The sequence below is a fragment of the Acinetobacter sp. Ac_5812 genome (assembly GCF_013072695.1).
GTDB lineage: Bacteria > Pseudomonadota > Gammaproteobacteria > Pseudomonadales > Moraxellaceae > Acinetobacter.
Genome location: NZ_LXUK01000012.1, coordinates 297,347 through 318,764, shown reverse-complemented (window position 1 = coordinate 318,764; position 21,418 = coordinate 297,347). Strand labels below are relative to the sequence as shown.

General features: G+C 37.0%; 17 protein-coding genes. 9 read left to right on the top strand and 8 right to left on the bottom strand.

What is annotated here, in order from left to right; all coding sequences use genetic code 11:
• Nucleotides 1–532: 532 nt before the first annotated feature.
• Nucleotides 533–895 (bottom strand): DUF2513 domain-containing protein, encoded by a 363-nt coding sequence (locus A7P55_RS10740; RefSeq protein WP_016541172.1) that lies wholly within the window; start codon nt 893–895, stop codon nt 533–535.
• 312 nt (nt 896–1,207) lie between these two features.
• Here A7P55_RS10740 and xseA point away from each other — a divergent pair, with 312 nt between their 5' ends.
• The 6 genes from xseA (at nt 1,208) to A7P55_RS10710 (ending at nt 9,940) form a co-directional block, all read left to right on the top strand.
• Nucleotides 1,208–2,467, top strand: coding sequence for an exodeoxyribonuclease VII large subunit (xseA, locus tag A7P55_RS10735; protein ID WP_171552087.1), 1,260 nt, complete (start codon nt 1,208–1,210; stop codon nt 2,465–2,467).
• Entirely contained in the window at nt 2,460–2,654 is a 195-nt protein-coding gene (xseB, locus tag A7P55_RS10730; protein WP_016541170.1) for an exodeoxyribonuclease VII small subunit, read from the top strand. The genes xseA and xseB overlap by 8 nt, the downstream gene beginning before the upstream one ends.
• A gap of 93 nt (nt 2,655–2,747) precedes the next feature.
• Nucleotides 2,748–5,483 (top strand): UvrD-helicase domain-containing protein, encoded by a 2,736-nt coding sequence (locus A7P55_RS10725; protein WP_016541169.1) that lies wholly within the window; start codon nt 2,748–2,750, stop codon nt 5,481–5,483.
• A gap of 1,034 nt (nt 5,484–6,517) precedes the next feature.
• Nucleotides 6,518–7,702, top strand: coding sequence for a hypothetical protein (locus A7P55_RS10720; protein WP_016541168.1), 1,185 nt, complete (start codon nt 6,518–6,520; stop codon nt 7,700–7,702).
• Nucleotides 7,695–9,458 (top strand): ThiF family adenylyltransferase, encoded by a 1,764-nt coding sequence (locus tag A7P55_RS10715; RefSeq protein ID WP_016541167.1) that lies wholly within the window; start codon nt 7,695–7,697, stop codon nt 9,456–9,458. The genes A7P55_RS10720 and A7P55_RS10715 overlap by 8 nt, the downstream gene beginning before the upstream one ends.
• Complete coding sequence (locus A7P55_RS10710) at nt 9,455–9,940, top strand: Mov34/MPN/PAD-1 family protein (protein WP_016660199.1); 486 nt, start codon at nt 9,455–9,457, stop codon at nt 9,938–9,940. Before A7P55_RS10715 ends, A7P55_RS10710 begins: the two co-directional genes overlap by 4 nt.
• Here the strand turns inward: A7P55_RS10710 and A7P55_RS10705 are convergent.
• The 5 genes from A7P55_RS10705 to A7P55_RS10685 form a co-directional block, all read right to left on the bottom strand.
• A complete protein-coding gene (locus A7P55_RS10705) occupies nt 9,923–10,678 on the bottom strand; it encodes a hypothetical protein (protein WP_016541166.1) in 756 nt (251 codons plus the stop codon). The genes A7P55_RS10710 and A7P55_RS10705 overlap by 18 nt on opposite strands.
• 438 nt (nt 10,679–11,116) lie before the next feature.
• Nucleotides 11,117–12,013, bottom strand: coding sequence for a hypothetical protein (locus A7P55_RS10700; protein ID WP_016541164.1), 897 nt, complete (start codon nt 12,011–12,013; stop codon nt 11,117–11,119).
• A 225-nt stretch (nt 12,014–12,238) separates the two neighbouring features.
• Entirely contained in the window at nt 12,239–13,351 is a 1,113-nt protein-coding gene (locus A7P55_RS10695) for a lambda-exonuclease family protein (RefSeq protein WP_016541163.1), read from the bottom strand.
• Between the two features lie 165 nt (nt 13,352–13,516).
• Nucleotides 13,517–14,566 (bottom strand): DUF932 domain-containing protein, encoded by a 1,050-nt coding sequence (locus A7P55_RS10690; RefSeq protein WP_016541162.1) that lies wholly within the window; start codon nt 14,564–14,566, stop codon nt 13,517–13,519.
• Between the two features lie 36 nt (nt 14,567–14,602).
• On the bottom strand, nt 14,603–14,836 hold the full coding sequence (locus tag A7P55_RS10685; protein ID WP_016541161.1) for a hypothetical protein: 234 nt from the start codon (nt 14,834–14,836) through the stop codon (nt 14,603–14,605).
• A 681-nt stretch (nt 14,837–15,517) separates the two neighbouring features.
• Between A7P55_RS10685 and A7P55_RS10680 the strand changes: the two genes are divergently transcribed.
• The 3 genes from A7P55_RS10680 to A7P55_RS10670 all read left to right on the top strand — a co-directional run bounded on the left by A7P55_RS10680 (nt 15,518) and on the right by A7P55_RS10670 (nt 17,484).
• Nucleotides 15,518–15,934, top strand: coding sequence for a hypothetical protein (locus tag A7P55_RS10680; RefSeq protein WP_016541160.1), 417 nt, complete (start codon nt 15,518–15,520; stop codon nt 15,932–15,934).
• A gap of 49 nt (nt 15,935–15,983) precedes the next feature.
• Nucleotides 15,984–16,553 carry a hypothetical protein gene (locus A7P55_RS10675; protein WP_016541159.1) on the top strand — a complete coding sequence of 190 codons (570 nt, stop codon included), beginning with the start codon at nt 15,984–15,986 and terminating at the stop codon, nt 16,551–16,553.
• Nucleotides 16,554–16,719: 166 nt separating this feature from the next.
• Nucleotides 16,720–17,484: an NYN domain-containing protein gene (locus tag A7P55_RS10670; RefSeq protein WP_016541158.1), complete on the top strand. Its 765-nt coding sequence runs from the start codon at nt 16,720–16,722 to the stop codon at nt 17,482–17,484.
• 117 nt (nt 17,485–17,601) lie between these two features.
• On the opposite strand, the gene A7P55_RS10665 is transcribed toward A7P55_RS10670, so the two are convergent.
• Nucleotides 17,602–18,519, bottom strand: a complete 918-nt coding sequence (locus tag A7P55_RS10665) for an inovirus-type Gp2 protein (protein WP_016541157.1) — start codon at nt 18,517–18,519, stop codon at nt 17,602–17,604.
• A gap of 282 nt (nt 18,520–18,801) precedes the next feature.
• A complete protein-coding gene (locus A7P55_RS10660; protein ID WP_016541156.1) occupies nt 18,802–21,225 on the bottom strand; it encodes a hypothetical protein in 2,424 nt (807 codons plus the stop codon).
• Nucleotides 21,226–21,418: the final 193 nt, after the last annotated feature.

Genomic DNA, 21,418 nt, shown 5'->3' with positions numbered 1-21,418 from the left:
TTTAAAGCCTTCTTTTTTCCGTCCGTGTATAAATTTGCTTCGCTAATCACTTAGCAACTTTTTACGCAATTTTTCCATACTCATGACCTTATCACAGGTTTCCTCATTCCCTACAATTCAGGTAAGAAACAAGTCTATTAACTCTCCAGATAAGTACTCAATGAAGCGATATAAAGAGTTTGCATTTACTCCTCACACACAATTTCTTCATTTTCGATAGCGGCTAGGTCAACCAGATCAAAGAACAATTGTTCAGCTACACTAAAATCTGAACCGAATGTCACATTCAACTCATCAGTCAAACGCGATACGTTATCCGTAGATTATGCTTACCCTGTTAAGTAAGCAAATCCGAAATAAAGAAACGCTGGCCTAACGCTTTAAGTAACTTGATGAAAAAACAATATAGAAAAACTAGCTCCACCTTTTGATGAAGTTGTCATCAAATTAAGCTCTTTTGAGATTTTACAACACCTTTATATACGAATTTTAATATATACAAAAATCCATATATCTGTTTGCTAAAAATGCTCTAAGTTAACAAACTCGTTAAAGCCAAACCAAGCATGACCTTAATAGACTCAAAAGTTATATCTACACCTTTTTCTTTAGAAATCTCTTTAATACGATTCCAAACATTCTGATCCCTAAGCGTATCTAATAATTCATGTCCATCCCAAGTAAGCTGTAAGCTATATAGACCTAATCCACCATCAAGATATGGTACCCGTTCTCCAGTAAAGAATCCTTTAGCGAGTAACAAGTCTGCCATTTCTAATCTTATTTTTTCTTGCGGATTATCAATTGCATGAGTATCGATATCAAAGCTATCTGAATAAGTTAACGCTTCTATCTCTATAAGCAGACTACGAATTACATCCCAATCCCTTTTCATTGTATTTAGCTCGCTATGATTGGATTACCCAACACTACCATTAAATTAAATAAAAAGTCTTCCTAGTTAAGATTTAGAGACATTGAGTGTCGCTTAAATCTGAATTATAACTTTGCTCATGTATTTAGCTACTATCAATTCAAAGCCTGCACCGACTGCTACAAGCCTTTCTGTATATCCTGAACATGAGTCAAATCATCGGAATGCTTTACTACTCTGATTTGGATTCATCTCTTTAAAAACCTCTTAGCACAATATTCAAGTTCTTTTCACTTTGATACTATAAAACCATCAGCTCTTTTGACTTATATAATGTCTGAACCTCAATTTTCCCTAAGTGACTATTTATCAACCGTACAGGAAATCATTCGCCTGTCATTTGATGAACCTGTTTGGGTAAAAGCTGAGATACGAAACCTTAGTATCAAGGGCGGACACTACTACCTTGAGTTGGCTGAAAAGGAAGAGGATACAGATAAAGTCATTGCAAGCTGTAAAGCAACGATCTGGAAATCCACTGCCGTAAAAATTGTACTTAAGTTTGAGCGTGAAAGTGGCATTGAGCTTTCAAAAGACTTAAACGTACTGATTAGGATTAAAGCCCGTTTTGATCCCCAATATGGCTTTTCAGTCAACATTGAGGACATCGACTCCAGCTTTACGCTGGGTGATATCGCCAAACGCTATCAACAGATTCTTTCCCGCCTAAGCACCGAGGGTTTGGTGAATCTGAACAAGTCACTTTCTGCTCCTTTTGATATTGAAAATGTTCTAGTGATTGCACCAGAAAATGCTGCTGGATTGGGTGACTTTAGGAAAGATGCTGATGCCTTAAATAAAGCTGGTGTTTGCCACTTTGTTTACTGTACAGCCACATTTCAGGGTAATACTGCGGCAAACAGCATTATGGAGTCTTTAAGTTCAGGACTTCGCCAGTGGGCTAAAGATTATGCTATTCCACCTGACCTCATTGTGATCATTCGTGGTGGTGGTGCCGTAAATGATTTAGCTTATTTAAATGACTATGATCTTGCCGCCCTGCTCTGCAAACGAAAAGTGCCGATTTGGGTGGGCATAGGTCATGAAAAAGATCGAACCATTCTGGATGAAATCGCCCATCGTTCTTTTGATACACCAAGTAAAGTGATTACAGGTATTCGCAATGTGATTTCAGAACGTTCTCAGGATGTGATGGGTTACCTGCAAACTATCAAACTGCTGTCACAGCATCAAATCACAGCATATCAGGGCCAAAATGATCAGTTGATGAATACCATCAAGACTCATGCCCAGAATCAGATTAATACAGCTAATAGAAATCTTGATTTGGTTAAGTCAACAACACAATATTTTTCCCAGCAGCAGCTTAAGCTTGCCTCCACTCAGATTGAGTCCTTAGTGCGTGAAACTTTATTGCAGAATCCAAAGAATGTGCTTGCTAAGGGCTATGCTATTGTACGGAGTCAAAATAAAGCTATTCGCTCTGTACAACAGGTCGGTTCAACTGTTTCAATTGAGATGCAGGATGGCTATATTCATGCCAGTGTAAGTGAGGTAACAAATCATGAGTAAAAATGAGTTAAGCTTTAAAGAGGGTTATGAACTGTTAAAAAAGAATGCTGCCCTACTGGAATCTCAGGAAGAACCAGACATCGACAACCTAATGAAGATTGTGGAAGAGTCAATGACTGCTTACAAGGCATGTAAGTCACGCGTGGATGCTGTACAGCAAGCATTAAATGAAACATTCAAGGAGTAGTTGTGAAAGAAATAAAAACAATTAGCTAAAATTTCTGTAAACTTTATAACCACTTATAAATCTTCAATTATTAAAAAAACATTTTAGGGCAATATGAATATCCGACCAAGTTTACTCAGTTTCATTTTTGCAGGTTCCAGCAAATGGCGACTCAGCTATACATTTCCTGAGCTGGTACTTGAACTGGATACCAGAACCGTAAAGCTCAATCCTGAACAGGTACTGGAAACGCATATCCAGAAAGGCTGGATATGGTCATCTTTAATGCTCAAGACCATTGATCAAAACTTTCAGTTCAAGGGTATGTTCAATACACAGGCTGAACAGTTTCAAGCTGAAATCCGTAATGACGCGGAATTCCTGAGAAATAAAAGAAACGCTGAAAAGATCAAAGAAACCTTAAAACCGTACTTACTGGAATATCACAAATTTATCCAGCAAAACATTTACCTCTCCCATCGCCTCAGCAAGCTGTTTAGGTCAGATTTATCACAAAGATCAAAAGTCTCTATTGAACAATTTAACAGCCTGATTCAAAGGGATAGTTCTTTTGCATTTGAACCGCCTCTACAGAACCTGTTTGAGCAATTGCGACAGTTTATTGAATTGCCAGTTGAAGCAAACTATGCCATCGATGCAAAGAATAAGCGTTTTGTTGAAAGTGAGTTAAAGGTATTTAAGCAGTTCTTTGATCAGGTAGAGAGTACGCCTCTAACCGATGAACAGCGTATTTCCTCAATTATCTTTGAAGACCGTAACCTATTGGTTGCTGCGGCTGGTTCAGGCAAAACATCCACGATTGTTGGAAAGGTGGGCTATGCCCTCTTAACTGGACTCTACAAACCTGAAGAGATTCTGGTTCTCGCATTTAATAAAAATGCAGGTGAGGAACTCAGTGAACGTATTAACTTTCGATTAAAAGACATTCTCGCCCAGTTTAATACTCGTGTTGAAGCACTTAATTTCCATAAGTTTGGCGTAAAGGTGATTGGTAAGGCCACTGGAAAAAGCCCCTCTGTTTCCAATGATGCAGGAAAACCGCAGTCCCTGTTGAATAAGATTATTCAACAACTGATCGAAACAGATCCAGACTTTCAGGCAAAATATCTTTTATTTAAAACGGCCTACCTAAGACCTCCCTTATCACCATTTGCATTTAAAACTCAAAGTGAATGGGAAAAGGCTCGCAGACGTTCATTTGACAGGTTCAAGGATGGTTTTGAAACTTATCAGGGAGAAATCGTTAAATCACATGGTGAAAAAGCGATAGCAAACTGGTTATACAGTCAGGGGGTTCCCTATCAGTACGAAAGAAACTACGAGCATGACACAGCGAATGAACACCACCGCCAATACAAGCCTGACTTTTACCTACCTGAAATCAACCTATATCTAGAACACTATGCTGTAGACCAGCATGGCAAACCGCCTGCGCATTTTGGGCAAAAGTATCTGGAAGACATGAAATGGAAATCAGGAATCCATCAACAATATAAGTCGGATTTAATTACTACCACCTTTCATGAGTTTATTACAGGTTCCATCTTTCAGAAGTTGGAAAAAGAGCTTAAATCAAGAGGACAAATTTTTAAGCCGCGTAGTCTTGCCGAGATCAACGTTAAAGCACAGTCCATCTATGAATATGATACTAATGAACTTTATGTCAGTTTTTTAAGTCATTACAAATCTAATCAAGCAAATATTGCTAGTCTATTAGCCAAACCATCACTTAGCCAACGAGAGAGTCTTTTTTTACAGCTATTTTCTAAGGTTTACCAGCGCTATGATCAATTATTAAAAACCAGTAAAGAACATGACTTTGATGACCTGCTGATTGAGTCTGCCCAATTAATCAATGAAAATAGATATAAAAGCCCTTTCAAGCTTATTATCGTGGATGAGTTTCAAGATACTTCACAAGCTAGGGCCAGACTCATTTTATCCTTACTGAATCAGATGCCTGAAGCTAAACTTTTTTGTGTTGGGGACGACTGGCAAGCCATATACCGCTTTGCAGGCTCAGACATCAGTATTTTTACTCAATTTGAAAAGGTCTTTGGCTATACCAAGCAGACACAGCTTACCCAGACATTCCGTTCCAATCAGGGCATTGCGAATGTCGCCAGTGGCTTTATCCAAAAAAATAAGTCCCAGCTTCAAAAAGTCGTCAATGCTGTTGATAAGACCATTAGTAAAGTGGTTGAGATAAGCTTTTTAACTAAGACTCAGGAAATTAATGAGTACCTGATGAAAACCATTATGGAAATTAATAATGCCAATTCAGGTTCAGGGAAAAAGAAATCCATTTATATTTTAGGTCGCTACAGACATCACAAACCAAATCTAGACAGTATTCAACCCTTTCTTAGAAATTGCAGCATTGAGTTTAAAACCATCCACTCATCCAAAGGCCTACAGGCAGACTATGTGATTCTTTTAGGTTTAAATACTGGCAGTAGTGCATTCCCTTCTGAAAAAGAAGATGACCCTCTTATCAACTTAGTCTTGCCACAACCAGAAACACATGCCTATGCTGAAGAACGCCGTCTGTTCTATGTTGCATTGACTCGGGCAAAAGAGAAAGTCTTTCTTATTGGTGAACGTAATTCAGTATTCCTAGAGGAAATTACCAAAGACTCAAGCATCAAGGAATTTATTCATATACCTCAAGATGAAAATACGTCCATTAACCATGATATTCCAGAAAAATGGCGATGCCCGAAATGTAATCAGGGACGTATGTGGAAAAGAACAGGGCCATATGGTGACTTTATGGCTTGTAACCGTTATCCAAATTGTGACTATAAAAGAAATTTAAAACAACGTTAACCATATTTATGCTGAGAAAATTGATGGCTATTCAACTATTCAGACAGTTGTTTGAAAGGAAATATAAAAGATATTACAAATTAATAATATTTAAATCCACTTGTTTCACTTACTCTAAAGTCCTTGAATAAACTGATCAATATGTTCTATCTAATATTTCTTGAATTTTAGGGTTTGTAGCTTTTAGATCACATATTTCTTTTAATATTATAAAATTACTTCTAGAACCTAGATATTCAGGATTTGATGAAATAATATCTACTGTTAAATCAGTGTGTTGCTCAACTTCGTTATGTCCAAGTTGTTAGCTGGTTTTTATGTTTCCTAAGGGGAATAGTCGATCTATTTGACAGTCAAATAAAATTGCAATTTGCCTTTATATTCAGCCCATGATTATTGAAGATCATGCGGACAAGAATAATTCTTAGCTTTTGGTTTTGATTTGATACTTTGGCTCGTAGCTCTTCATCAAGATGTTTCCTCTCCCTCACCTCATGATAACGCCCAATGTCAGAGAATACAGTTAATCAGGCATTACATCGCTAAGGCTATACATAAAATAAGCATGCGGACATAATTTCAAAGCATTAGCTTGGACTATTTCAATACCCTATGGCGTAGATTGAGTAGCAACTAGCTCATCACGTCAGAGATATGCACAGAAAATTCTACAATCGTACCAAACACTTAAATAAACGTATTGAAATGATGCAGGCTTGAGCCAACTATCGTGATCAATTAAGATTTTAAGTTAATACAAATTTATATAAAAATTGGTTTAGAGGTTATTAAAATATGGCCATTTATACCCCCTTAATAAGAATTCCTATAAATTAAATCAAAACAAGCCCACCTATATATTTAAAAAAATTAATAACAATGATTAAATTTAATTAATAATATTTAAATTTATATTTTCAATTAAGGCCTTGAAATAAAAATAAAAACCTCCAAATCATTTTTTAAGCAAGAAATAAAATTTATTGAAACTTGTGAAACAAACTAAATATTAATTAAGTAATGTGACTTAACTCATGACAGCTAAAATTGACTTCTTCCCTGTCGATAACGGGGATATGGTATTAGTAACACTTGAAAGTGGGCGGACTATACTCATTGACGTAAACATTCGAAAATCTGCAGATGATGAAAATCAAGAAGACATTGTAGATGTCGCAACTTTATTAAAAGAAAAGCTTCAGAGAGATGCAGAAGGTCGACTATATGTTGATGCATTTTTATTGACTCACCCTGATCAGGATCACTGTAGAGGTGTTGAAAGACATTTCCATTTAGGCAAACCAGATGACTGGAAAAATGATGATAATGAAAAAATTATTATTCGTGAAATGTGGTCATCCCCAATTATTTTCCGTCGAAAGAAAGAGGTTAGTGAGACTGGTTTATGTGAAGATGCAAATGCTTGGTGGAAAGAAGCACGTCGTAGAGTTAATCTTTACAAACAAACCACTAATAAATCTTCAATTAAAGATGGTGATCGTATTCTAGTTTTAGGTGAAGATAAAGATGGTAAAACAAATGATATTTCGGACATTTTAGTTAAAACAGATGATCAAATTAGAAAAATTTGTGGAATTATTGATAACACCTTTACTGCTTGGTTAATTGCCCCTCTTTTAGTTAATGAAGAAGAAGCTAAAGAACTTACTGGAAAAAATAGATCAAGTACTATTATTCGTTTTAGCATAAAAGCAAACGATAATAATGAAGCTGGTTTATTTCTAGTTGGAGGAGACGCAGAAGTACAGAATTGGGAACGAGTTTGGCGTCGTAACTCATTGAAAAAAGAAAGATTAGAGTACAATGTATTACTTTCTCCTCATCATTGTTCATGGCATTCTTTATCGCATGATAGTTGGTCAGAAAAGAAACGTGAAGCAGTGGTAGATGTAGATGCTCGTCAAGCATTAGCACAAGCTAAGAATCAAGCATTTATTATCGCAAGTAGCAAAACGATACAAGATGATGAAAATGATCCTCCATGTATTCGAGCAAAAGAAGAATACGAGGAGATTTTAAATGGAGTTAATGGAAAATTTCTATGTGTAGCTGAGGAATGTAAAGAAGATGTCCTAACAATAGAAATTACTTCAACAGGGCCACAATTAGGTACTAAGAAAAGTGGAGGATTCTTCGGTGCAGAACCAGGTGTAACACCAAGAGAAACAGAAAAAGCTAGTGGTCGTAGATATGCTTAAATCGCTTCAAAGTTCTGGAAGTACGTTTGATTCATCCAAAACGCTGTTGTGGAAATGGTTACAGGCTAATGCTAATGTCGTTAAGACATTAGCAACTAAAGTACTTTCTTCTTACACAGGTAAGATTTTCATTTGTGGGTGGGCAATAAGTTTGCAAACCTCAAATCAAATATTCAATTTCCATATTTTATTAGATGAATACTTTCCTTACTCCCCTATCCGAATAGCATATAAAGATACGGATAATTTCTTAAAATGGCCTCATGTTGAACCTAATGGACTCTTGTGTTTACCTCTTTTAAATACAATTGAAATTGAAGCTAATATTCATCAATGTCTTCTAAACGCAATTGAGTTAATAGAACGATGTCAAAATGATGAAAATTATATAAAAGAAGAATTTAGTAAAGAATTTTTATCTTACTGGGATCATTCGAATAAATCTATCGCGATTAAATCACTATTAAATATTAATAACCGTACCGCTCGTTTAACTTATATATGGACCTCTAAAAAATATCAATTGGTTGGAGAAAATATAGAACAGATAGAATCTTGGTTAAAAAATGAAAATATTTATTTTGATATTTCGGATATTAAAGTTGGAGTTTTTGGTTTCCTGAGCACGCCACCAACGCCACCGTTTCCTAAAAATCCAAGAGCCCTTTTAAAGCTATTACGTAATACTTCAAATGAGATTATTAGAGTTCTTTCAAACATTCCTTTTAATGAAAAAGCATTAATTGTATTAGGTGCTCAGTCACCTAATGGGATAGGCCTTATTGCAACAGAATTAAGTGCACAAAGTCTCAATGGCTTCAGAAGAAAGAAAGTATATAATCAAAGGATCAACTTATTATTACGAAGAAAAAGAGGAATGCTGAAGAATAAGGATGTTCAACGACTTGATGCACAATGGGTACATGGTAGGGATCAAAATGGAAGTTTAGTGTATCTTGAGAATGCAAAAGTATTAATCTTGGGGTGTGGCTCATTAGGATCACAGGTTGCTATGCGTCTTGCCCAGTCTGGTATTGGTAACTTAATTCTTATTGATCCTGAAATCTTAGTTCCTTCAAATATAGGTAGACATGCTTTAGGTATCAATTCAACAAATAAATATAAATCTGACGAATTAAAATTAGAAATAGGAAAAAAATACCCTCATCTCAAAGTAGAAAGCTATCCTAAAACTTGGCAACAAGTATTCAAAGAGCATTCTAATATAATTAATGATAATAATCTTATTATATCTTGTATGGGTGAGTGGAGTGCTGAAGGGCAACTCTCTGATTGGCAAGACAGTTATTCCCTCCCACAACCCATAATTTATGGCTGGTTAGATGAAAATGGGGTGGCTTCACATGCTGTTGCCATACTTGATCAAGAAATTTCATTAAAATGTATATTGGATGAAAATGGTATCCTAAAAAATCCAGAAACAAAATGGGATCAAGGCGGTTATATGCAAACAGAACCAGCATGTGGCACACTTTTTCAACCTTATGGCCCATTGGATGCTAGTCGAGCAGAATTCATAGTTACCCGTCTATCAATTGATTTTTTAACCCACAAAGTTAAGAATTCAGTGCATCGTGTATATGCTGGCCCTACCTCCCAAATTAAAGAACATCATGGAGAATGGAGTCAAGAACACTTAAAGTATAGGCCTAATGGTTTTAATGGAGCTTTCGAGTATGAAAAAACAGCTCTTTTCAACTGTAATATTTGCAATCAATGTAAGAAAAAGAAATGAAATACAATAAAATGACATTTGAATTACCTGAAAATTTAGGTTTTGTCGAGTTCTCACCAGAAGTTTTAGAACATTTAGAAAAATATAAGCAAAAATCCTGCTTTTCTAGAGAAGCAGGAGGCCAACTATTCGGTTCGTATAATGGTCACAATACAACTAAAATAATCGGTATTACAGGCCCTCGTCCGCAAGATTGGCGAACAAGATTCGGGTATGTACCTAATGCTAAAGCCGAGCAAGCAGAAATTAAAGAAAATTATAAGTTAGGTTTACATTTCTTAGGGGACTGGCATACACATCCACAAGATATCCCCTTTCCTTCATCTACAGATGAGAACTCAATGAAAAAGCTAGTCAAAGAAAGTATTCATGATTTCGTTGGTTTTCTCATGATCATAGTTGGAAGAAAAACATTTCCTGAAGGGTTATATGTTTCCTTCCACACTGCAACGCACTCTTATAAATTAAAGTTTATATGTTGAATTTAATAAAGAGTTAGCATACTTGTGAGCTGCTTTTGTAACTTTGAATTCTGTTACAACAGCTATCCATAAAATCAACATGACTAATGTTAATCCTACCGTAAGCCAAATAGCCATTTTTTGCACCTTTAAAAATGCTAAAATAGCTTCTCTACTAAAACTATCTGTAGGATAGAAAAGAAAAAAAAGAATAATAAAAACCAATAGAACTAATATACAGATGCCAATTGCATAAAACTTTAACCCTAAACAATTTCTGATAAAACCATAATTAATATTATCAGTTAATAAAACATTGAAATCATTGCCTCTCGTATTCTCTCTAATCCAAGTTACAGCTTCATCATATTGTAAATCAGCTTCTTGTGGATCATTACTTTCCTCAACAGCAGTTGGAAGAAGAATAGAAGTTTTAGCCGAAATCTTGGCATGTATTTGTTGCTTTCTTTGCTTACTTAAAGTTGAGTCGTTGTGTCTCAAAAATTGGGTGGTAGGTAAAACCTTCCATTTCTTCAATAGTTTTTCTTGAACCTTTAAACCATTTGATCTTGCAAAGTTAGATAAAACAAAAATGGCAGTAAAAACAACTAAACCACCAACTACAACATTTGACACAAAAGCTTGATTTAAATTGAAGTAACATCCAATCAAAGCTATCAGCGGTAAGGTGGCTAAAAAAGCTGGTAGAAACCTCGCCTTTAATGTATAAGCATCAAAAAAACCTAAATAGTCTTTCATAAGTTAATATATTCTAGAAGTAATTTACTAATTTTAGCATGCTGCGCATTGTTTAAAAGCCCTGATAACTTAACTGCTATGATAATTCTTTCAGTTAAAAAAGAGAGCCTTATACTCTCTTTTTATTTTTCAGTAGGTTTAGGCTCAATTCAACCATTTAACTTTCGAGCCAGTCAGGCCATTTGATTTACAGAAAGTTTGATAGATTTAGGAAAACTTTCATCATACCTCTTAGACATTGAGTCCATCATTAGGTAAATTATTGGTCAGCTTAGACCAGTAATTTCTCATACTTATATAATCTTGAATAATTGATTCATCTGGAAATCTTGATCTTTTTGGCACATTCATGATTCATTCTCCTAATCATTGATGCGAGCAGTAATTTAATCAAATAGTAGAGCTCGCTATAATAAAAAATGTACTGCTCTCACCTCATCAATTCAAAGCCTGTACCGACTGCTGCAACCCTTTCTGGATATCCTGCACATGAGTTAAATCATTAGATTGCTGACGCTGCTCTGTATTCGCTTCATCCGTATAAAACTCCTCAACAATATCTAGTCCCTCTTCACCATCCACCTCAAAGCTAGCATTTCCATAGCCCTGTCGTGCAATATAATCTAATGCCTCCTGATAAAACCCTACTGCCTTGCTTTGTTCCTCAATCTGTTTCGCTGAGACAATTGCTTCTTGCAAATTAACGCCATCCCGAAGTGTCAGGTCCACGTAGTAAATGGGGGTACGGTAACTTTGGGTAGTACTTTTTCCTCTCAAAGTGAGTTGCAGTGGCAGGCATGAAAGTAGATCACCTGATGCGGCATGGTAGTAACGCAACCTTGCTGCCAAAGTACGAATACTATTAAAACCTGTGGTTCTAAAAATGAATGTACCCAACTCATCCGACTCATCTAAGTTGACGTACAGTCTGCCATAAGGCTTGCACTGCCCACCTTGGGCCAAAGGACATAAATCAGGTGATGGACATGGATGCTGCTCAACTCCATTTGGTCCATGTCGCTGACAAGTATCTCCATTACCGGTACAAATTGGCCGACCAGTTTGTCTATCAAACAAGGTGTACTCGGCTCGCAAGTTGAGTTCAGGATCATTAAAAATCATCCTGACAGGAATGGTTCTGAGTTTCTGGTTTTGTGCCCTAGCACGTAATTGTTCATCCAATGGGTGTTTCACCCATCCATCCTTATTCTGGATCTGGCTGGTAATGGTAAATTGATCATCTTTTTCAGGTATACGTTTGCCATTCTTCTCGACGATCTTGCCGATACTGATACGTCCTAATACGGGTGGCGTGATTGCTAAACCTTTAATCATGTTGCTTTCCTCTACGGTAATTTTTTACGGTTGCCCCTTTGATATGTGTAAGAAGCAAACATTTTTTAAATGCATAAATTCAGCGCAGAACAGTCCATTTAGTCATCAGTAAGTACTTCACGGTACTTGCTGGTGACGGGGGCTGTTTTGCGCTTTTTTGATGAAATGGGATTTGGGGAAGTGATGTGGAAGTTCAGAAGATTTGCTTAGGCTAATTCGGTTGGATTAATCAGCATCTGTATAAATCTGGAATCTACGTGTGCCCTGTTTGTTTTGTGGGAACTGTTGTAAAAACTCTGGATGCTGCTGCAATAAGGCTTTACTGTCTAAGCTGATCGAATCTTTCGACTTCTTCCAAGTGACTGAACCGGCCTTAAATATGGCCCGTTCTGAATCCTGCATCTTGATTTGGATTTGATGCTTCAACTGATCAAAACTTCTTTGGTGTTGCTCCAGCAAATGACGTTGTTGCAGTAATTGCTCAAAGCATTGATTGGCTGTGACATCCTCAGATAGATCCGTCGTACTGAGTGGTATATGGGCTGGATATAAAAGCTGTAAGGCTTTGGCTGCTGAATCAGATGCATCGACATCAGGTGGTACATCTTTTTCCACACATTCCCAGAAGTAACGCTCTGCATCCACAATGTATTTGATCACCGTTTCACTGCGGGTTACCTTAAAGATCCGGGTTTCATGTCCACAGATCAAGGCACAGATATGCGCTGCTTGTTTGCCTGTGACTGCCAGTTGATGTTGTACCTGGCATAAAACATACAGCGGTACACCGTCCCGCCATAGTTTTGAACCATACTCACCTACTGTTTTACACTCCAATATCTGGACTTCTTCATTACCCACCACGGCATAGTCCAAGTTAGCCAGCATAAAGTGTTTGTCTTCGTCAGAATGCTGTAGCACGGCATTAACCCGACGGACTTTATGGTTGGTATGCATACTGTAGTATTGGGCCACTAGAGGTTCCAGCTGCTTACCCCAATATAAAGGTGCATGGCCAGCACTTTCATCTTCAATATTTTGCTGCATACGACCGGTCTTGATCATCCATAATTCCAGCATCGACATATAGGGATTGAGGCCACATGCGGTTGCTGCATCACTGCTGCCAATGCCCTGTTTTCTGACTTCTATCCATTGTTGGTAGTTCAGCTTTTTAGTGTTGGCAAGACGTTTTGCTGAAGGTAGATGATTGGTTTTCTTTGGCGTTTTCTTGGTTCGGGTGCCCACCTCAACCTTATGTTCAGTTTCAATCTTGATGGGATAAGGTTGTAACGGTGGATGATTTAGAGTGTTCTGAATTTGGGTATGACTATTCATAGAGAATATTCCTGTATCGGTAAAATTGTAAATGCTGAATTTCGGGCATAAAAAAAGCCACATCTGAGGAAGTGGCCAAAAGGGTATTGCTTTGCTTGCTACGGTTGTTACCGTAGTTTTAGATTAGGACGTTAAGCTTAATTAAAACTGAATAGATGCCTTGATTTAAGCCACCATTCTCAATGCCTGTTCAAGTCCTCGTTGTTTAATGGCTGCTCCCATACCGAACCATGCAGAGTCCAGACGATGATCTCTACTCATGGCACGACGTTCATGATCACAGAACTCGGTGATTGAGCATAATAATCCATACGCCGTATCTTTGGCTGAACTCAGCTCTGCCCCACGTCCATGCCCGTTAAACATGGTCATCACCTTAGACATGGCACGTCCATTCGGTTCTGTCTTATTGTCTGATCGAGATGAGTTGGTTGGACTCGGCATAGCAACATTTCGATAGAACTGAATGATACTTTCATCCTGCTCAGCCATGCTTAAATTAGTATTGTTAAACACTGCATCAAAATAAGCGGCAGCTTCTTGCTGCGTCACTTTACGCTGACTCAATTGTTTCATTTCATACATGTGTTCATCCCATGCACGAACTGAGATACCAAGTTGCTGTTTGACTTTCTCTGCATTGAATCGGGTGCTGTGCGGAACCTTTACCACACCCGTATTCCCTTGCTGTCCACGTAAAGCGATCGCCAAAGTGTTGTTACAAACCACTCGAATGGATGTGAACTGAGCTGTGGTTGCCAATGTGCCGTCACAGGCTGTTGCCAAGAGAATATAGCCATTACTCACATCCTTTCCTTTTAAGGCAGTTGTTTGTCCAGTCTTTGCCAATGCCCAGAATTTCTTGCCGCCTTTGAGTACACCTGCGGTTTCCAGTTCAAAACCTGATTGTTCAGTTAAGTCTCGATAGAACTCCAGAATTTCCATTGGCTGGACTTCCTGAAAGCGCTGGCTGACTACGGATAACGGTGCATGGGTATCGGAACGGTATAAAACTCGCTGTTCTTCAAAGGGCATGATGATACTTTGCCCACGTTGGTTTTGAGCTATGTAACTGACATCTGACGATTCAATCCGCCAGTCCATCCCTGCCTGCTGTGCCCAAACCTCTAAAGGTTGGTTTGGTGTCAGTTGATTGCCTAAGCCATGCCAAGGGGTTTGTCCAGTGAATGCCATTGTTTCAACTAAATGTGCCATAAGATATGTCCTTTAATTCTGTTGTTAATTGCATACTCAGTATTTAGGTGTGCTGATATTGGATCGGGTTTGATCTGCCAGCACTAAAATCACACCACCTAAGGCTGCGCCTGCCACACCACCCAACATCGGTGAAAAACCTATCGACTTGGCAAGGTTCATGCCTAATATCGCCAAAGTTGTGGGTGCACTGGCTAGGCTGAGTTGCGGTGGTTGTGGTTCGCGAAAGCGAGGACTATACGGTTCTTCTTCTGTTTCCAAATACGACATGGACGTTCTCCAATGTTAGAAATGACTGTTTAAAACGCTGTTGCAGATCTCATTACGATGCTGCTTGGCATTTCTTCATTTCAGTAATATGTATTTGAAATAATTTAGAATCGTATGCCTGTTCATTTTTTACTGGGTTATACAGAACATCAGGACAAATCGAATTGACCTATGAAATCGTTATGATTATGATGGGCCTGCTGACCCACATGGTCAGTCGGTTTTGACAGACCGTTTACCCAAAGCACACTAAAAAGTCTAACTTTTTGGTGGGCGACCCTGCGTCTCCCCCTCTGCGGCGGAACGGGAGGGGGACACCTTCGGGTGTGCTGATCTTTTTGGGTATCAGTCTGTCAACCCCTTTTCGTTTCGCCACCATTATTTGACAGTGATGTGGTGAAACTTCTTTATACCCAAAGGAGTCAATCATGACTGTTTTTTATATTTCTAAATATTCTTCGCCTTTCCCTTTCTGTCATGGCTCATCGCCACATAAGACAGATCATTTAACAGACTAAAGCGATCTGCATCACAGCATTTTTAACGCTGATCAGGCATTTACTTTTCTAATTCCTCAATGAAACTTTAGTCATTGAAGTACTTCTATGTCTGAAATGTAGCAATGCTGTCTGTCTGCACGTTCTAAAAATCAATAAACAACAATAATCAGGATTTAATTTAATGAACAACCGAATCAAAGCATTTTTACAATACAGTGCTGTCACAGCATGCTTATCCATCGCCTCAGTTTGTCATGCTGATATGAATAAAGTCATGTCACTCATTAATGAGCCTTCCTCTGCTCCAACAATTAAACGCTGCGAAGGCAATGTAAATTGCAATGCTTTTGTGGCAATTAGCAGAGAATGGCAAATTATTCCTAAAGATGATCGATTACGTTATTACATCTATAGCGGTGATCTGAATGCCCTTATTCGAGAAGGTAAGGATTTAAAGGAACAGAGGTTAATTGATATTGATGACTTTGCTTATCAGGTCTTTGATTATCATGCCGAGAATATTAATGACAGATGGTTGTACATCAAAGGTATAGCTGTTCTGAAGTACGTCCAACGTACCCAGTTTAGTTCTCAGTAAACAAGCAATCTTTGTGTCATCCATTCTCGAATTAAAAGGAAATTCTGTCATGAAACAGATCTTCATTACGGCTGTCATTCTAGTGACTCTAACAGCCTGTCATAAAACACCAGAACCTTCCTCGCCAGATATTACAAGCGAATCAACTAATACTCCTATCCAAGATGATTCCAAGCAGCAATTGAAAGAGCAGGAAGCCGAAGCTGCTGCAATTGCCCATGATCGTTATGATCCAGACAGTATTTATACAGGAGCTGATAATACTGATATTCCCCCACCTCAACTTAAGCGCGAACTGCTACCAAGTGAAGCTGTAGAAGTTAAGTTCCGCCCTATTGGTTCTCCTCCAAACTTTATCGTAGTCACACAAACCATTTATGACACCACTCGTTTGAAAGTGGTCTCTGAGGTAAACGATGTCATTGATAAGGTTGAAATGGACAATCCAAACTGTAAAGTCGTTGGTCTAGAACCATTTACAGCTAAATTTCCAAATGTGTCTTATTACGGAGATGTATTTAAACTTGTTTTAAAGGGGTGTACTGCTGAAGAAATCAAAGAAGTTTATTTGTATACCACACATGGCAAACTTACTTATCAAGCCCTTGCCGAAGAATGATTTTATGATAATAGGCGCACGCCAATAAAACTCTAATCCAGACTATGTTAATTTTATAAAATTAACATAGTACAAAAATATATTTGAAACAATAGAAACAACAAGTTGTTGTATTTATTATTATTTCATTATAGATTTGATTAATTTCTTGATAGAAAATCAATCAATGTCTGAAACAAATAATTTAAAACTTGCAGTCTTGATCGATGCTGACAATGCTCAAGCTTCTGTTTGTGAAAACTTACTAAAAGAAATCGCTCGTTTTGGCACAGCCCACATCAAAAGAATCTATGGTGATTGGACTAAACCAAACTTAAAATCATGGAAAGAAGAATTACATAAACATGCAATTCAACCAGTCCAACAATTCAGCTATACATCAGGGAAAAATGCAACCGACTCTGCTCTAATCATTGATGCAATGGACCTACTGCATCAAAGTCATTTAGATGGGTTCTGCTTGATCTCTTCAGATAGTGACTTTACAAGATTAGCAACAAGAATTCGAGAAAATGGATTAGTTGTATATGGGTTTGGAGAAAAAAAGACTCCGAATGCCTTCATAGTTGCATGTGATCAATTTATTTTTGTTGAAAATCTTACACCTAAAGTTGAAGAAGTAGCATCAACTGAAACAGAGGATCAGAAACAGCCCAAAGTACCTAAAAAAGTTACCTTATCTAAAGATAAAAAGTTAAAAGATGCACTAAAAGTTGCCATTAATGCTTCATCGAAAGATTCAGACTGGGCTGCTCTATCTGGAGTAGGCGGATATATGATTAAAAGTGATCCTTCCTTTGACCCTCGTAGTTACGGCTATGAGAAACTAAGTGCATTAGTAGAAAATTTAAATTATCTGGAAATAGATAAACGTAAACCGAATGACTCATCTCAAATTTATCATATGTATATTCGGCTTAAAGCTTCCTAACTCCCAAAGATAGCTGTATTGATTAGATTAATTATTATTACATAGGATGCGTATTGCAGTAATACATTACACATCCTACTTTCTTACCATCTTTCCTGTTGAACGCTTTTACTCAGCTTAAATAGTCCCTCTACGCTTATTAAGCTCGTACTGCCCTTTGCCAAAGCTACGCATCCTTGGAGTTCTAGCTCGAAGATGTTGGTTATCTTTTTCTGGATTTACCAAATACATAGCTGCATTGATGGCGTTCTGAATTTGCTCAGGCTTATTCCTATGGATCATACCAATTCCCAATTTACCCTTTTTTTGAAATTGCTCCTTGTACTCAGGGGAGTTAGAGATAAAGTAATAACCTTTGTTCGCTGTTATCTCACTCCAGCACTGTCCAACCTGTATTGCCATACCAAAATCTTTTTGGTGTTTATGTCCATCATAGATCAGTAAGACATGACAGTGATAACCCTTAGTTGCGCCTTGTTCTAAAGCCCATGCATAACCTTGTAGACCTTTAAAACAAGTATCTTGGTTTTGCACTCTATTTATAAAAGTGCGTAGATAGGCATTAAATTGCTCAATATCTACAGTATGCTGATGTTTAAGCTCAACACTCAAATCTATACGAATAAATAATAGTTTGGAGTAATGTTGAGTTAGTTGTTGTAGATACTCGCGAAGACTACGCTGATTACGTTGCTCTTGGGCTTTTAACCCTATCATCTCAAGTGCAAAATTTAACTTCCCGTAATGTAGCAACTCTAATAAACGAGACATTTGCATAGGATTAAGATGCTTTACAGCAGAGATATCTTCACCATTCAACATTTTATCAATAGCTTTCGTCAAAGAATGAAAAGTCTCAATACTTTGGGCATATCGTAAGTGGGATTGATAGATTGCCTTAAATTGAGTAGTGAGTTGTATTAAACCATCTTTAAAACCTTGCTCAGTGTATCTCTTATACGACATAGAGGTAATGAAGTTATCTATATCCATTAATACTTTAGATTCATTAAGAGTAGGAGTAGATGTATTCATTGATGCTTCCTAGTTTGTTTTGAACTACATACAACTAGGAAGTTATTGAAGTTTTACAGAATGTACTTATGATATGTAATGAATTGATTATGAATAAAGCAATATTACTTAAGATATTAAAGAGATATATTCATTATATTAATAACCCAGTAAATTCCATAAAGTAAAAGACCGTAGTACACGAGCACTTAAACTATATGCATTCCCACATATCACAGAAGTCTATAATAAATCTTACAAGCTTAAGTTACGTTATGGTTCATCTGCATTCTTATGGCTCACTTAAGATGAGCTGGAAATTTTTTCCAGTTTTTTGTTGGATGTAGCCCTCTTTTTCTTCGTCGCAGCGATACTACTTTTTATCAAAAGTTTTGAGTCTGTTTCTGCTTGTCTATGTTCTTCAGCTGCCATAGTATTTTCTATAAAAACACTATGGCTTAAGAAAGTTGGAATAACTTTTTTTAAGAAATCTATCTTCCTTTCTTTATTGGTTGACTCAATAAGCAAGTGCTCCAAAAAATACTCCTTATTGGCCTGCATCATTGGTTTGCCTTCTACTTTACAAATTTTAAACTTAGGATTTTCATCCCAATTTAGCTTTGACTGAGCTTTATCCTTTACAAAGTTACACCACTTTTTATTTAACAATCGAGGTATCGAATTTTTATCAGCAAATGCTCGATGATCCAGCACAAAAAAGACATCAGCATAAAAATGTCCTTCATTATTTTTACTCCATAATCCAAAGTAGCCTGTCTTCCATGATAGGGGCTCTGCCCGTTGTGCTTGATGTAAAAAAGCAGTCCACAAAACAGCTAACTCAGCTTGAGGAATATGTCCAACTTCTGGAATCAATTCAACAGTCATTCTATAAATTAAACAATCTTGTTTCATCAATTCTTTGAACAAGACATTCGCTGCATTTATTCGCTTTTTATATTTCCAGTACGCATCCGTTCTCATTTCTTTAATTGTCTTTCTGTCATAACAGACATAATCTTGTGTAAAAGTATTACGCAAGGCAGATACATAAGATTGTGTGTAAACAACTATCTCTTTAGGATTATGCCCATTTACGATTTGCGTGAAAATTTGCTTACTTATTTGAAAAGCCTCAGATTCGTACAGCTTTGAATAATGTATTGTTTTAATAAAGTATTCATTTTCTACCTGAATTTTTCCTAGTAAAAGAAATCTCTGACCAAGACGAGTTATTGCCCGACGTAAAAGCTGCACTGTCAGTTGATCTTGATCTAAAGAATCATTTAGATCAAATGCCTTAAATTGGGCAGTTATCAATGTTTCAATAAAAATCTCAATATGCATCATAGATTGAAGCTTTTGCTCATCAGATTCAATCTCTCGATAGTAGTGCATTACTGCTTCTATATAGCCTTTACTTACGTTAGATAAGCTCTTAGTGTTCCAAACATTTTTTTCATCTTTCTCTGAGAAAAAGGGCTGAACTATTTTCTGCAAAGCTTTATTCGCTTTTTCTAAATCCTTTAAGGCATTCTCCACGGTAATGTCATGCTTGCGACTCTGATTCTCACTCTGCGCCACAACCGCATTGATGTAGAAGTCTAAATTTGCGTTAATAGCCAAATGATTTTTTAATTGCCTTGGCAAATAGGGCTCAATATGTAAATCAAGCGTATAGAAAAAGCTTAAGATCCAGTATTTGAATGCTGCAACATTCTTGGGTTGTGAGGCCCTGATAAGACCTACAGCAGTTTTAGAATAATTTTTTTTGATTACTGTATTCCAATTTCGAATATCAATATGATTTAAATTTCCTATAACCTGTTGGAGATACCGCCTTAACATCTCTATTGTATTTTTTTCTGAAAAACCTTTAGTAGGTTCAAACATTAAAACACAATGTAAATTCAGCCCTTCTTTGAAATGGGTCTCGATCTTAATGATCCCATGGAGGGGAGCAAGCTGGGCCAGAATCATACGAATCTGTTCAATCTGATGTATTTTCAACTCCCCTGATACCGAAGTCGGCTCTGATAATGACTTGAAGAAGCTCTCAAAGTAAATATCTAACACCAACACATAAACAGACTTATGTTTTCGTAATAAGTCATCAAAAACTCTCGTCTGCTGATTGAAATTATTAAATACATTTTCCTCTTGTGCTAACTGCCTATGGATACCTCGATCAATTCGATTCTGAATTTGAGAAATCACCCACAATAAATCTTCAAGAAATTTATTCTGTTCTAGCATAATTCCAAAAGTCGTAGTGTCGACACCCCTAGGTTTATCTACAACAAATGCTCTCTTTAAATATACCAATTCAATCTTTTTTTGCATCTGGGCGGAAGAATTAAGAGAATTGTCTTTTCGAATTTCGCTCTCTAGTATTTGATCAAAAAGTCTATATGCCCCATACACACTTTGAAAAAATAAATGATTGAACATTTCGGGGTGTGGGAATAAATATGCTTTCAAACGTAGATCATTAAATTGCTTTTTAATCTCTGGGTATACACATTTTAAAACTAATGAATCTTTCTCCCACACACTATCTTTAATCTCAAAAGCAAAGTTCTCTAACAGCTTTAAAGCATCTATGGTTTCTTTGAAAATTATACCTTCCCGCAAAGTCGAGGTAGTACGTTTTGAATAGCATGAGAAGATTCGATGTTTCATCAACTTAAAAAAATCATCATTAGAAATTTTTTCTTGAAAATCCATATAAATCCTATTCAAATGCTTTCATAGCAAAGGCTAATTTAATTTAATACTACATTACAACTTCCTATTAATCACAGTTATTTTCAAATAGAATCACACGAGTTTTAACTAAAATAACAGAGCCCTATCTAGTCCTAATCAAAAAAATCTGTACAAAAATGTGCAGCCCCCTGCTATTAAACTCCTCACTTCC